General features: G+C 70.0%; 11 protein-coding genes. 1 reads left to right on the top strand and 10 read right to left on the bottom strand.

What is annotated here, in order from left to right:
- Window positions 1–34: 34 nt before the first annotated feature.
- Window positions 35–1,969, top strand: coding sequence for a C1 family peptidase (locus tag AC2YHT_RS01935; RefSeq protein ID WP_487287905.1), 1,935 nt, complete (start codon window positions 35–37; stop codon window positions 1,967–1,969).
- A gap of 15 nt (window positions 1,970–1,984) precedes the next feature.
- Here the strand turns inward: AC2YHT_RS01935 and AC2YHT_RS01940 are convergent, their stop codons facing one another.
- The 10 genes from AC2YHT_RS01940 to AC2YHT_RS01985 all read right to left on the bottom strand — a co-directional run bounded on the left by AC2YHT_RS01940 (window position 1,985) and on the right by AC2YHT_RS01985 (window position 12,790).
- Entirely contained in the window at window positions 1,985–5,008 is a 3,024-nt protein-coding gene (locus AC2YHT_RS01940) for a sensor histidine kinase (protein ID WP_487287906.1), read from the bottom strand.
- Window positions 5,005–5,661: a response regulator transcription factor gene (locus AC2YHT_RS01945; protein WP_110121527.1), complete on the bottom strand. Its 657-nt coding sequence runs from the start codon at window positions 5,659–5,661 to the stop codon at window positions 5,005–5,007. Before AC2YHT_RS01945 ends, AC2YHT_RS01940 begins: the two co-directional genes overlap by 4 nt.
- Window positions 5,662–5,788: 127 nt before the next feature.
- A complete protein-coding gene (locus AC2YHT_RS01950; RefSeq protein WP_487287907.1) occupies window positions 5,789–6,616 on the bottom strand; it encodes an alpha/beta hydrolase in 828 nt (275 codons plus the stop codon).
- Between the two features lie 13 nt (window positions 6,617–6,629).
- A complete protein-coding gene (locus tag AC2YHT_RS01955; RefSeq protein WP_487287908.1) occupies window positions 6,630–7,244 on the bottom strand; it encodes a helix-turn-helix domain-containing protein in 615 nt (204 codons plus the stop codon).
- Window positions 7,245–7,406: 162 nt separating this feature from the next.
- Window positions 7,407–8,090 carry a YoaK family protein gene (locus AC2YHT_RS01960; protein ID WP_487287909.1) on the bottom strand — a complete coding sequence of 228 codons (684 nt, stop codon included), beginning with the start codon at window positions 8,088–8,090 and terminating at the stop codon, window positions 7,407–7,409.
- Between the two features lie 2 nt (window positions 8,091–8,092).
- Window positions 8,093–9,445 (bottom strand): alginate export family protein, encoded by a 1,353-nt coding sequence (locus AC2YHT_RS01965; RefSeq protein ID WP_487287910.1) that lies wholly within the window; start codon window positions 9,443–9,445, stop codon window positions 8,093–8,095.
- Window positions 9,442–9,855, bottom strand: coding sequence for a DoxX family protein (locus tag AC2YHT_RS01970; RefSeq protein WP_487287911.1), 414 nt, complete (start codon window positions 9,853–9,855; stop codon window positions 9,442–9,444). The genes AC2YHT_RS01965 and AC2YHT_RS01970 overlap by 4 nt, the downstream gene beginning before the upstream one ends.
- Entirely contained in the window at window positions 9,855–11,729 is a 1,875-nt protein-coding gene (locus tag AC2YHT_RS01975) for an amidohydrolase (protein WP_487287912.1), read from the bottom strand. Before AC2YHT_RS01975 ends, AC2YHT_RS01970 begins: the two co-directional genes overlap by 1 nt.
- Window positions 11,730–11,785: 56 nt before the next feature.
- The gene (locus tag AC2YHT_RS01980; protein WP_110121531.1) at window positions 11,786–12,070 is read right to left on the bottom strand and encodes a XapX domain-containing protein; all 285 of its coding nucleotides are present in this window, start codon (window positions 12,068–12,070) and stop codon (window positions 11,786–11,788) included.
- 66 nt (window positions 12,071–12,136) lie between these two features.
- Entirely contained in the window at window positions 12,137–12,790 is a 654-nt protein-coding gene (locus AC2YHT_RS01985) for a hydrolase (protein ID WP_487287913.1), read from the bottom strand.
- Between the last annotated feature and the right edge of the window lie 365 nt (window positions 12,791–13,155).

Below are 13,155 nucleotides of genomic sequence, written 5' to 3' on the forward strand. Positions count from 1 at the left end.
CCATTGCCGTACACAATCCTGGGGGGGATTTGGTATGGTCAGCAAGATCAAGCGCACTTTCGACGCGCTGCCCGACACCATCGATTTCCGCGACACGATGTACGTCCCGAGCCTGGTCGAGGTCCGGCCGACATCGGACCTTCAGGCCTACCGCAATCTCGGATTGCCGGTTCTGGACCAGGGCAATGAAGGCGCCTGCACAGGGTATGGGCTCGCGACCGTGGCCAACTATCTTCTGACGAAGGTCGACCCGGCCGCGCCGCATGCCGGGGTGAGCGCCCGCATGCTCTACGTCATGGCCAAGCGCTATGACGAGTGGCCCGGTGAAGACTATACCGGCTCCAGCGCGCGCGGCGCCATGAAGGGCTGGCACAAGCACGGCGTCTGCGCCGAGACCGAGTGGCCAAGCTCCAACCTCAAGGCGAACCTCAACGTCGCCCGAGCCGACAATGCCTTCCTCCGCCCGCTGGGCGCCTATTTTCGGGTGAACCATGCTGATCTCGTGGCCATGCACTCGGCCATCAGCGAAGTCGGCGTCCTCTACGCCAGCGCGCTGACTCATCAAGGCTGGCTCAACGTAAAGCCGGGCGACACCGACATCACGTGGCAGGAAGGAGTCTTGGGCGGTCATGCCTTCGCCATCGTCGGTTACGACCAGACAGGCTTTTGGATCCAGAACAGCTGGGGCCCGACCTGGGGCTCCGGGGGCCTGGTCCGGCTGAGCTATGACGATTGGCTTTCCAACGGAACCGATGTCTGGGTGGCCCGACTGGGCGCTCCGGTGCAGTTCTCCGGATCCAGCAACGCGGCCAACATCAATTCGGCCGCGCCGCGCAGCTATGAAACCTATGTCTATGCCGACCTGCGTCCTCATATCGTGACGGCGGGAAATGACGGCGTGCTGCGTGAGAAGGGCGACTACGGGCTGACCGAGAAGGCCTTGGAGGAAATCGTCCGTACGACCCTCAAAGACAAGACGGCGAACTGGCCCAAGAAACGGGTTCTGATCTACGCGCACGGCGGCCTGCACCCCGAAAGCTCGGCGATCCAGTACGCGGCCAACCGTCTTTCCCCCGCCCTGGCCCACGAGGTCTACCCCATCTCGATCGTCTGGCGATCAGACGCCTGGACGACCCTCGGCAACATCCTCCGCGAGGCCGTCAGCCGGCGCCGAAACGAAGGCCCGCTCGACGCCGCGAAGGACTTCATGCTCGACCGGATCGACGACACGCTCGAACCGCTGGCCGGCCTGCTCGGCGGCAAGGCGCTTTGGGACGAGATGAAGGAGAACGCCAAGGGCTGCACAACCCAAAAGAAGGGGGCGGCGCGGTTGCTGGCCAAGCATCTGAAGACTGCGCTGCAGGCGGGAGAAATAGACGAGATCCATCTGGCGGGGCACAGCGCCGGCGCGGTTCTGCACGCCTACCTGGCCCAGCATCTGGCCGAAGAGGGCGTGCCCGTCACGAGCGTTTCACTGTGGGCCCCGGCTTGCACGATCGAGCTGTTCGACAAGATCTATCAGCCTCTGATCAAAGACAAATCGATCGCCGCCTTCGACCTCTACACGCTGGACGACGCCACGGAGCGCGACGACGACTGCGCCCACATCTATAATAAGTCGCTGCTGTATCTGGTCAGCGCGGCCTTCGAACGCAGGCGCCGCATCCCGCTCCTGAGGCCGATTGGGGAGCCTCTGCTGGGGCTGGAACGCGACGTTCGAGCGAATATTCCATCGAATTTCTGGACCGGCGGCGCGCGGAATTGGTTCATTGCGCCAAGCGCCCCCCAATCCGAGGCCCGGCATCACGGGGACTTCGACAACGATCCCGCGACGCTGGCATCGACCCTGTCTCGAATTATCGGCGGCAAGGCGCCGGTCAACCTCGCTCCGCCCTCGGCCGTTCCGCCTTCGCCAGCCAACCGCGTGGGACTGCGTCAGCGCCTGAACCGCCGGCTGGATAATGGGTGACTGCCCGCTCTAGGTCTAACGCTTCTTCCTCCCCAGCCGCGCCAGCCAGGGCTGGGTCGGGTAGGCGATGGCGCCGGCGACGCTGAGGGTGATGGTGGTGCCCTTGCCGGCGGCGCTCTCGATGGCCAGTTGGGCGCCCATCTTGCTGGCCCGCTCGTGCATGCCGATCAGGCCGTAATGGCCCTCGCGGCTGGCCCAGGCCATGCGGTTGGCGCCGATGCCCACGCCGTCGTCGCGGATGGTCACCTGCAGCTGCCGCACACCGTACGAGACGCGCACCTGCACCTGGCCGGCGCGGGCGTGGCGGGCGGCGTTGAACAGCGCCTCGCCGCCGATGCGGACGATCTCCTCCTGCACCAACGGCTGGATGGCGCGGGCCACGCCCTCGACCACCAGCTCGACCTTCACGCCGGGCTCGAACGGCTGCTCGGCCATCAGCTCGCGCAGCTGGATGTCGAGACGACGCGTCTCGCGGCCGCGCAGGTCGCGCACCCGGTCGCGGCCCTCGACCAGCATCTGGTCGGCGCGGTCCAGCGCCTGGTTGATGACGTCCTTGGCCGGCAGGTCGTCGGGGATCTGATAGGCCACCGACTGGAAGCGCATGATCAGGCCCTGCACGCTTTGCAACAGGGTGTCGTGCAGCTCGCGGGCGATGCGCTCGCGTTCGGCGGCGCGCTCCTCCAGCCGGTCCTTGATCTGGGCCGACACCCGCCGCAGCCGCAGGGCGTAGACGCCCCACAGCGCCAGGCCGACGGCCGCCATGCACAGCAGGCGGAACCACCAGGTCTCGGCCAGGGTCGGCGGGATGGTGACGACCACCTGCGCGCCCTGCTCGTTCCAGACGCCGTCGTTGTTGGCCGCCTTGACCCGGAAGCGGAAGGTCCCGGGATGCAGGTTGTTGTAGAGCACCTCGCGCCGGCCGCCGGCGTCCACCCAGTCGCGGTCGACGCCCTCCAGCCGGTACTGGAAGCGCACCCGGCCGGGCACGGCGAAGCTGAGGGCCGTGTACTGGATGCGCAGGCTGGTGGTGCCGGCCGCCAGGCGCACGGCCGAGGGGTCGGCGAAGCGTCGCTCGCCCGCCACCACCGCGCGAATCGCCACCGGCGGCGCCACGGTGTTGAGCGCCAGGCGGGCCGGATCGACGACCAGCACGTTGCGCCGGGTCAGGATCCAGATGCGCCCGTCGCCGCCGGCGGCGATCTGGGCGCCGGGCGACTTCTGCACGAAGCTGTTGAGGCCGTCGCGGAAGTCGAACACCTGCCGGGCCAGCGGCGCGCCGGGCTTGTCGAGGGCGCGGTCGAGATCGGCCGAGCGCATCCGCACCACGCCGGCGTCGCCGATCGTCCAGGTGTCGCCGGCCGGGGTCTGGACCAGGCCGTTGACCGAGGCCAGCCACGGATAGCGCTCGGCGTCGAGGGTCGCGGCCTTGCCGTCGCGCAGGCGGGCCAGGCCCTGGCCGCCGCTGAGATAGAGCGCCGCCGCGCCGGGCAGCACGCCCTCGATCTCGCCGATCGAAAAGCGCTCCTTGTATAGCGGCTCGAACGGCGGCCGGCCTTGCAGCGGCGGCAGGGTGCGGAACAGGATCGCCACCCGGCCGTCGGGCTGGACGGCGGCGTTGGAGGCCACGCCCAGGGTCGGCGACAGGCCCGGCCAGCGATTCCAGGTCCCGCCCTCGCGCCAGTAGAGGCCCTTGTCCAGCGCGGCCATCCATAGCCGCCCCTCGGCGTCCTGCGCGCAGCCGAAAGCGCTGGCCTCGGCGGGCTTGGGATAGGTCTCGACCTTGCCGGCGCGCACCTTCAGCACGGTGTCGCGCAGGGTGACCCAGACGCCGTCGTTCTCGTCGGCGCACAAGGCGCCGGCCGACCAGCTGGTCCGCGCCACCGGCCTGGGCGCCTTGCCGGGAGCGATGGCGTAGACGGTGTGGGCGTCGGCGACCCAGACCGTACCGTCGCGGGTGGCGGTCATGCGATAGCCGCGCGCGGAGTTGGGCGGGATCGCCTGCTCCACGACCACGCTGGCCGGCCGCATCATGTCGAGACCCAGCTCCGTGCCGAACCAGACATTGCCCTCGCGGTCCTCGAACACCGCATGGGTCTGGTCGGAGGTCAGGCCGTGCACGGCCTTGTAGGCCTGGATGCGCAGGCCCGCCGCGTCGGCGCTGCGGGCCGCCACGCCAGGCGCTGGAATGTGCACGACGCCGTCGGTCCAGGTCGCGCCCCACAGGTCGCCCTTGTGGTCGAACAGGATCTTCGAGCCGCCCACCTCGTCCTGGCGCGGATAGGCCCGGGTCAGCGACGAGGCGGCCGGGGCCTCGCCCGCCAGCAGCCGCACGCCCTTGGTGTCGGACACCCAGAGGCGCCCCAGGGCGTCCTGCGCCAGGCTGGCCCGGCGGGCGACCTTGACGCCGGTCGGCGAAAACCGGGCCTGGCCCGGCGCGCGGCGCAGCACCGTGTCGCCCAGCACCAGCCACTGGACGCCGTCGCGGCTGAAGAAGACCTGCCAGACCTCCTGCTCGGGCACGCCGACCTCGGCCCCGAACTCCTGCCAGCGGCCGTCATGCCAGCGGGCCAGGGTGTTTCGCTTGCGGCCACCGCGGGCGACCCAGATCCCGCCCTCGCGGTCTTCGGCCAGGCTCGTGACCTCGCGCGAGGGATTGGGCATGCGGGCGTCGATCAGCTGGCCGTCGCGATAGACCGCCACCCCGCCGCTGCGGCCCAGCCCCACCCACAGCGCGCCCGACTTCGCGCCCAGCACCTGCGAGACGTTCAGCCGCCCGGGCTTTGGCCCGCCGCGCTGAATCTGCTCGAAGGCCACGCCGTCGAAGCGGAACAGGCCGTCGACGCTGCCGATCCACAGATAGCCGTCCTTCGACTGGCCGATGCTGTTGACCCGGCTGGGGGCGCCGCCCTCCAGCGACCAGCTGACGCGCTTGTACTCGGCCAGGGGTTCGAGACCCGGCGTTGCCTGCGCGGAGACCGCGAGGCTGAGGGCGAGCGCGACGCCCGCCAGTCCGGTCCGGAAGCCCCCCGCCCGGCTCAAAGGTCGATGATGCCGCGCTTGGCGGCCACGGTCACCGCGTGGGTCCGGTCGTTGACGTAGAGCTTGGCGAAGATGCTCTTGATGTTCGACTTGATGGTGTCTTCCGAGAGGTTCAGCTCACGGGCGATGTGCTTGTTGGAATTGCCGTTGGCGATCAGCTGCAGGACGGTGATCTCGCGGGCGTTCAGCGTCTCGTCGATGGCGTGGATGGCGATCCGTTCGGCCACCTCGGCCTGAAGATGGCGGCGGCCGGCGTGGACGCCGCGGATGGCGTCCAGCAGATCGCGGCGCAGGCTGCTCTTCAGCAGATACCCCGCCGCGCCGGCGCGCAGGGCGTGCAGGGCCTGGGCGTCGCCGGTGAAGGTGGTCAGCACGATGATCCGCGCCTCGGGATGGGCCCGGCGGATGGTCTCGATCGCCACCACGCCGTGGCCGGGCATCTGCAGGTCCATCAGGGTGATGTCGGGACGCAGCGCCTCCCAGCTGGCGACCGCCTCGTCGCCGGTGGCGGCCTCGCCGACCACGACCATGTCGGCCTGCGTCTCCAGCACCGAGATCACCCCTTCGCGCAGCATCGGGTGGTCGTCGGCGATCAGCACGCGGATGCGCTCGTCGCTGGCAGGGGACGCGCCGCTGGCGGGGTACTCGTTCATTTCGGCGGCGTCCGGGGACCGGTCCTTGCGCATGGGGCTCGTACAGGTGACGTGTTTGGCGAACCGCGACCATACACGAAAGCGGCGCAGCATTACCCTTTCGGGGGTTGACGCGGAACCGGCCCGATCAAGCCTGCGCGGGAATGGGACGCCCATTGGCGCCGCCGGCCGCTTCCAGCGGACGGGCATGGGCAAGAGCCCAGTCGAGGGCGAAGTCGGCGACGTCCTCCCAGCCCGGCTCGTTGCACAGCCAGTGCGAGCGGCCCGAGAAGCATTGCAGGTCGGTGCGCGAGGCCGCGCGACGCTGCTGGCGGGCGCTGGCGGCGACCATGGCCACCGGCGCGACCCGGTCCTCGTCGCCGGCGATCAGCAGCAACGGCGGCCGGCGACAGCCCGTTCCCTTGCGACGCCTCCAGGGGCCGAGCAGGGCCTGGCGCACCACCCTGGCCGGCGCGGACACGATCTGCTCGGCATAGGCCGCGCGGCGGTCGGCCTCGGGCAGGGTCTGGGCGAACAGGGCGGCAAAGCGCTCGGGGCTCAGCGGCGCGGCGCCGTCCCAGTCGCGCCAGCGGGCCAGGATCCGCCGCAGGGCCCAGGCCGCGCGCGGCCGCTCCAGCAGGCCGAACGGCGGGGTCGAGGCGATGGCCACCCCGCAGGCGCCGCAGCCGCGATCCAGCAGAAGCTGCACCACGAGACCGCCGAAGCCGTGGCCGATCAGGATCGGCGGCTCCGAAAGCGTGGCGGCGCGAGCTGCGTAGCTTTCGACCACCTCCTCCAGGCTCAGCCGGCCGAAGGCGCGGGGCGGCGAGCGGCGCAGGGCCTCGACCGGCGCGTCCAGCAGCGGCCAGGCCGGCGCCAGCACGCTCAGGCCGCGCGCGGCGTAGCGGTCCTGGAAGCGATCCCAGTGCCTGGGCGTCAGCCAGGCGCCGTGGATCAGCAGGACGGTGGCGGTCACGACGGATCCTCGATCATTCCGCCGCGATCAGCGGCCAGGCCGCCTCGCGCTCGCCGCCGCGCAGGCGACGCCAGACGCTGGGCGACTGGCCCTCGAAGCGGCGGAACATCCGGCAGAAGTGGGCCTGGTCCGACAGGCCGCAGGCCAGGGCGATGGCGGCCAGGCTGTCGCCGGTCGACAGCATCATGTCCTTGGACCGGGCGATCCGGCGGCGGTTGACATAGGTCTTGGGCGCGTCGCCGAAACTCGCCCGGAAAGCCCGCGAAAAGTGGCTGGGGCTGAGGCGGGCGGCGGCGGCCAGCTCGGCGCTGGTCACCCGGTCGGCCAGCCGAGCCTCCACCAGCGCCTTGACCCGCAGCACCTGCCAGGGCGCGAGGCCTCCGCGTTGCAGGGCCGGCGAGGCGGCAGGCGCGCCCGCCGTCTGGGGGGCGAAGCTGCGGGAGGCGGCCGCGTCGATCTGCGGCAGCAGCCGCACCGCCACGGCGATGCAGCGTTCGGCGTCGGCGGGGTCGGTCGCCAGGACGTGGCGGGCCTGCTGCAACAGCTGGCGGATCTGGTCGTGGGCCGGTTCGGGGGCGGGTTCGGCGCCTGTGTCGGGCGCGCGGGTCATGACGGTCTGGGCTTGCATCGTCGCTCTCTTGGGAAGGTGGTCAGTCCAGGACGCCGCCGACCACTTGCCGGCGCAGGAGCAAACTCAACCAAGGCGCGCCGCAGCGCCATTCCCGCACGGGTGAAGCGCACTCACCCAGGCGGGTGAAGAATCCCGCCCCCGGATGGGACCGCTATCTCCTCACCCCGCCTTCACCGCCACGCCCCGCGCCTCGTCCGAGAACAGCGACAGCAGGCCCAGCGCCGCCGACGGCCAGAAGGCCGCGGGCCCCAGCAGGGCGAAGGCCAGAGCGCCCAGGCCGCAGCCGGCCGCGAACAGGCCGACGGCGACCGACAGCTTCCGGATTCGAGCGATCGAGGCCCCCCGATCGGGTCCCCGGCGGATCAGTTCGGCGACGTCGAGCATGATCTGGGTGGTCGAGCCGGTCATCAGGGTGGTGGGCGGCGCGGTCGGGATGTGCACCCGGTGGGCGGCGTTCTGGATGGCCATGGCGCAGACGAAGACCGCCGCCACCAGGATCAGCTGCCAGCTGTCGCCCTTGGCGAACGGCGCCAGGGTCACGGCCAGGGCCGAGCCGGCGACCAGCAGCACGGTCTTGACCCCCAGCATGATCCGCAGCACCGGCAGGCCCTCGGCCTCCAGCCGGAAGGTGACCAGCCGGCTGATCACCACCGCCGCGCAGAAGATCGGCAGCACCAGCAGCTTGGCCACCGCCCCGTCGGCCCCATGGATCATCGCCGCGCCGAAGGTGACGAAGTTGCCGGTGACATGGGCGACGAACAGCCCCTGCAAGGCCAGGAACCCGACCGTGTCGAGATAGCCGCCGTTGAAGCTCATCACCTTGGAGAGGCTGGGAAAACGCATGGTCACCATCCGTACTTGAGCTCGACGCCGAGATAGTCGCTGTCGTCCCGGCCGGCGGCGCGCAGGGCGCTTCCGGCCTCGAAATGGACGGCTTCGACCGTGCCCGTCAGGCTCCGATTGAAAGCATAGTCGGCCCGCAGGTGGCCGTAGGCGCCGGTCCAGCGGCCGCCCTGCCCGGCCGTGCCGGCATAGGCCACGAAAGGCTGGCCGTAGATCGCGTCCGCGCTCGTGCGCCGCCACTGGCCGGCCAGGGCCGCCATGACGGTCAGCTTGCCGGTCGGCGACACCGTCACCGACGGCTTCAGGTGCGCGATGTTGGCGTAGCCGGTGTAGCCGGCGCGGGTGAAATAGGCGGCGTTGGGATAGAGCGGGTTGAAGGTCCCCAGCCGCCCATCCCCCTTCCGGGTGTCGCCGCTGGCGAGATCGCCTTGCAGGCCAAGGCGCGGCGACCAGGGGACGCCCGCGAACGTCCAGCCGCCCCGCGCCCCGGCCGCCCAGGCGCGGACGTCGGTCGAGCCGACCTCGCCGCGCTGGGCCATGGCTTCGAGGTCCCAGTCCAGGCTCTTGGCCTTGCCGGCGTAGCGCAGGTCGTAGACCTGCCGATCCTCCTGCCCGACCGCGTCGCCGTAGCGGGCGGTCGAACGGGCCAGACGACCGGCATAGGCCGACACAGCGCCGCCGAAGGCCTTGCGTTCCACCCGCGCGAAGTCGAGCCGCACATGGCCGCTGGACGTATCGTCGAAGGCCTCGTCATCGGCATATTGCACGGGCTGGCTGACGACGCCGGCCAGGGTCCACGGGCCCCGGCTCCAGTCGACCCACACCGCGTCGAACGACTGGCGCACGCCCGGACCGTCACGGGCCGACAGGAAGCGCTGCTGGTCGATCGGGAAGTCCTGGCGGCCGACCCGCACCGTCGCCTTGCCGCCGGCCAGTTGGCCCACGCGGTCGACGAAGGCCAGGCGCAGGTCCAGCCGGTCGGCGTCGGCCCCGCCGACATGCCGACGGCCGAAGGCGCGCACGTCCTCCAGCATGACGAACGCCCGCCAGGCGCCGGTCCGGGCGTCGGCATGGAGCTGAAGGCGCTGCGACAGGCTGGTGTCGTGCGCCTCCTCGCCGAAGGTCGGGGCGTCGCCCAGCTCCAGCCGCTCGCGCAGGGTCAGGCCCAGCGACAGGAAGGCGTCGTCGCCGAGCGGGACGTATTTCAGGCCGTCGAGAGGCTCGGTCCGCTTGGCCGGATCGGCCAGGACCGACCAGTCCTCCTGCCAGCGGTTGACCTTGATCGCGGGACGCTCGGCCGCCAGGGCGGGACCGGTAGCCGCGAGCACCAGGGCCGCGGCCGCCAGCGTCCTCATGACCCCTCTCCCGAGGCCTGGCTCCGCGTATCGAGATCGTGCCAGGCGACCAGCAGGAAGCCGCCCACTAGGCCCAGGTGCTCGAAGAAGCTGTTGGTCGCGCCGAAGCGTTCGGGCGGCGCTATCTGCCAGAAGCGGTTGGCCATGAAGGTCGCGCCCAGGGTGAAGGCCGCCAGGGCCAGCGCTCCCAGCCAGCGCAGCCGGCCGCTGAGGATCATCGCCGAGGCGGCCAGCTCCAGCGCGATCACCGCCACGGCGAAGGGCGCGGCCGGCGACAGGCCGAAGTGGGCCATCTCGCCGACGGCTCCGGGAAAGTCGAAGGCCTTGGTCAATCCGCCCTGGATATAGGCGGCGCACAGGCCCAGCAGCGCGATCCAGCGCACCGCCGGCGAGGTGAGGACGGCCCGCATCAGACCGCCCAGCAGGCGCAGCCCAGCGCACCCCAGAACGACTTCAGGTCGCTGATCGGCAGGCTCTTGGTCCAGGCGGTGGCGTGGTCGTGGCCGTGCACCCCGCAGCCGCTGGCGCAGGCGCACGACGCGGCCGCCTGGCGACGCAGGGCGGCGTCCTTCTCCGGCTCGGCCCAGGCGGCATAGCCGCCGAACACCCGCACCGGCGACCAGTCGGGCATGGCCGGCGGCACCTCGTTCTCGTCCAGCTTGGCGAAGTCGCCAGCGCCATAGACGATCTTGCCGCCGACCATGGTCAGGTCCGAGGTCATGTCGGCGATCTCGTCCTCGGGCACGCCGAAGAAGTCGCGGTCGGGCACGATCAGGTCGGCCAGCTGGCCTTCCACGATGCGGCCCTTCTTGCCCTCCTCGTTGGAGAACCAAGTCACGTTCTCGGTCCACATGCGCAGCGCGCCCTCGCGGTCCAGGCAGTTGCGCTGCGGATAGATCCGGGTTCCGCCCACCGTCTTGCCGGTGATCATCCAGGCCAGCGAGACCCAGGGATTGTACGAGGCCACCCGCGTCGCGTCGGTGCCGGCCGAGACCTTGAGCCCCTTCTCCAGCATCTTGGCGATCGGCGGCGTCGCCTCGGCGGCGGCCGCGCCATAGCGCTCGAGGAAGTATTCGCCCTGGTAGGCCATGCGGTGCTGCACGGCCACGCCCCCGCCCAGGGCGGCGATGCGGTCGATCGACTTTTCCGAGATCGTCTCGGCGTGGTCGAAGAACCAGTTCAGGCCTTCCAGCGGGACGTCCTTGTTGACCTTCTCGAACACGTCCAGCGCCCGGTCGATGGTCTCGTCATAGGTGGCGTGCATCCGCCAGGGCCAGCGGTTCTGGGCCAGGATGGTGACCACCTCCTCCAGCTCGCCCTCCATCTGCGGCGGCATGTCGGGACGCGGCTGGCGGAAGTCCTCGAAGTCGGCGGCCGAGAACACCAGCATCTCGCCCGCGCCGTTGTGGCGGAAATAGTCGTCGCCCTGCTTGTAGGTCGAGGTCTTGGTCCAGTTGAGGAAGTCGTCCTTCTCGCCCTTGGGCTTCTGGGTGAAGAGGTTGTAGGCGAGGCGAATGGTCAGCTGGTTCTCGTCGGCCAGCTTCTGGATGACCGCGTAGTCGTCCGGATAGTTCTGGAAACCGCCGCCGGCGTCGATCGCCCCGGTCACGCCCAGCCGGTTCAGCTCGCGCATGAAGTGGCGGGTCGAGTTGACCTGGTAGTCGAAGGGCAGCTTCGGGCCCTTGGCCAGGGTGGCGTAGAGGATCTGGGCGTTGGGCTTGGCCAGCAGCAGGCCGGTCGGATTGCCCTGGCTGTCGCGGATGATCTGGCCGCCGGGCGGTTCGGGCGTGTCGCGGTCGTAGCCGATCACCCGCAGCGCCGCCGCGTTCAGCAGGGCGCGGTCATAGAGGTGCAGGATAAACACCGGCGTGTCAGGCGCCACGGCGTTCAGCTCCTCGATGGTCGGCAGGCGCTTCTCGGCGAACTGGTGCTCTGTGAAGCCGCCCACCACCCGCACCCACTGCGGCGGCGGAGTGATCGCCACCTGGCGCTTGAGCATGCCCATGGCGTCGGCCAGCGAGCGCACGCCGTCCCAGCGCAGCTCCATGTTGAAGTTCAACCCGCCCCGGATGATGTGCAGGTGGTTGTCGATCAGGCCCGGCAGCACCCGGCGGCCTTTCAGGTCGACCACCCGGGTCGCCGGCCCGGCCAGGGCCATGACCTCGGTCTCGGTCCCGACGGCGGAAAAGCGTCCGCCGGTCACGGCGACGGCCTGGGCGTTGGGATTGCTCCGGTCGAGGGTCGTGAAGCGGCCGTTGCGCAGGATCAGGTCGGGCGAGGTCATGCGGATACTCCGGGGGAACTGGGGCCGAGGGAATTGGGCCAAGGCAACTGGAGACGTCAGGCTTGGGGATGGGGCGGCTCGGCGCGCGCCTGTTCGGGGGGCTTCACGGCCCCCGGCAGGCTGCCGAACATGTGCGGCCCGACCTGATGGCGCAGCCACGAGACGGCGGCCGGCTGGCGGGCGGCCAGGCTCTTGACCAGCGGCGGGATCTGCTCGCCGACCAGTATGCCGAACAGGCCGATCAGGGCCACGACCGGCGGCGCCGGCGAGCGCACCTGCACCAGGGCGTAGAACACCCCGACGGCCAGGCCCGCGGCGAGCGACAGGAGATAGATCTTCATCTTGGGACGCCTTGTTGAAAGGCGGTCCGCGCCGACCTGGAAGGTCGGCCGGCGCGGGCCGGTTCGTCAGCCCTCGTGGGCGTTGAACATGGTCTTGGCGTAGATGATGCCCAGGCCGTAGCCGCCGCCGAACTTCTTGGCGATGCCGGTGGTCAGGTCGTAGGTCTCGCCGCGCGCCCAGTCGCGCTGCAGCTCCAGCAGATACTGCAGGGCCGTCATCGGCCGCGCGCCGGCCTGGATCATCCGCTGCACGGCCCGCTCGTGGGCCTCGTCGGAGATGTCGCCGCAGGCGTCGGTGATCACATAGACCTCATAGCCCTGCTGCAGGGCCGACAGCGCCGGGCCGACGATGCAGACGCTGGTCCACAGGCCGGCCAGCACGATGCGGCCCTTGCCGATCTTGTTGACCTCGTCGATCACGCCGGCGTCTTCCCAGCTGTTCATCGAGGTGCGGTCGACCAGGGCCTTGCCCGGGAACGGCTCGGTGACCTCGGTGAACATCGGGCCCGAGAAGCTCTTCTCGGCCACGGTCGTCAGGATGGTCGAGACGCCGAAGCCGGCCGCGCCGCTGGCCACCAGGGCGGCGTTGTTGCGCAGGGAGACCGGGTCGATCGACTTGGTCGCGAACGCCATCTGCGACTGGAAGTCGATCATGATCAGGGTGTGGTCGGTCGGGGTGATCAGTTGATCGCCAGGGGTCGGGGTGGCCGTGATCGGCATCGACGGTGTCCTTGGAAAACGGAGTGGATAGAACGCCGCCGATACTGTCGGCGGAGGGCCGCTGGGTCTTGTTTAGGTCGGCCTCGATTTGGCCGCGCGGGCTGTTCGGACGTCGCCCCCGGGGTCGTCGCAACCCGGGCCAAGTCGAGCCTTTCCGATACCGGCGGTATGTTCGCTCTCAACCTGCGGCGCTGAAAAAGCCAAGCAAATCCTCACGTTGCCGCGATTGGCCAGATCGACGCTTTCAGCCCATTTCTAATACGACATATCGTATCCTACTCGACATTTCCGGAGCGAGGCGGTTATCATCCCGACTATCGGGATAAGTTCCCACAATATGAAAACCGTCGATCTCGGCGTCGCGC

Source organism: Caulobacter sp. SRI_008 (genome assembly GCF_057586355.1).

Coding starts and splice junctions, on each gene's coding strand:
- AC2YHT_RS01965 (WP_487287910.1), bottom strand. CDS start 9,445: ATGAGGACGCTGGCGGCCGCGGCCCTGGTGCTCGCGGCTACCGGTCCC.
- AC2YHT_RS01980 (WP_110121531.1), bottom strand. CDS start 12,070: ATGAAGATCTATCTCCTGTCGCTCGCCGCGGGCCTGGCCGTCGGGGTG.
- AC2YHT_RS01985 (WP_487287913.1), bottom strand. CDS start 12,790: ATGCCGATCACGGCCACCCCGACCCCTGGCGATCAACTGATCACCCCG.
- AC2YHT_RS01945 (WP_110121527.1), bottom strand. CDS start 5,661: ATGAACGAGTACCCCGCCAGCGGCGCGTCCCCTGCCAGCGACGAGCGC.
- AC2YHT_RS01955 (WP_487287908.1), bottom strand. CDS start 7,244: ATGCAAGCCCAGACCGTCATGACCCGCGCGCCCGACACAGGCGCCGAA.
- AC2YHT_RS01970 (WP_487287911.1), bottom strand. CDS start 9,855: ATGCGGGCCGTCCTCACCTCGCCGGCGGTGCGCTGGATCGCGCTGCTG.
- AC2YHT_RS01935 (WP_487287905.1), top strand. CDS start 35: ATGGTCAGCAAGATCAAGCGCACTTTCGACGCGCTGCCCGACACCATC.
- AC2YHT_RS01960 (WP_487287909.1), bottom strand. CDS start 8,090: ATGCGTTTTCCCAGCCTCTCCAAGGTGATGAGCTTCAACGGCGGCTAT.
- AC2YHT_RS01975 (WP_487287912.1), bottom strand. CDS start 11,729: ATGACCTCGCCCGACCTGATCCTGCGCAACGGCCGCTTCACGACCCTC.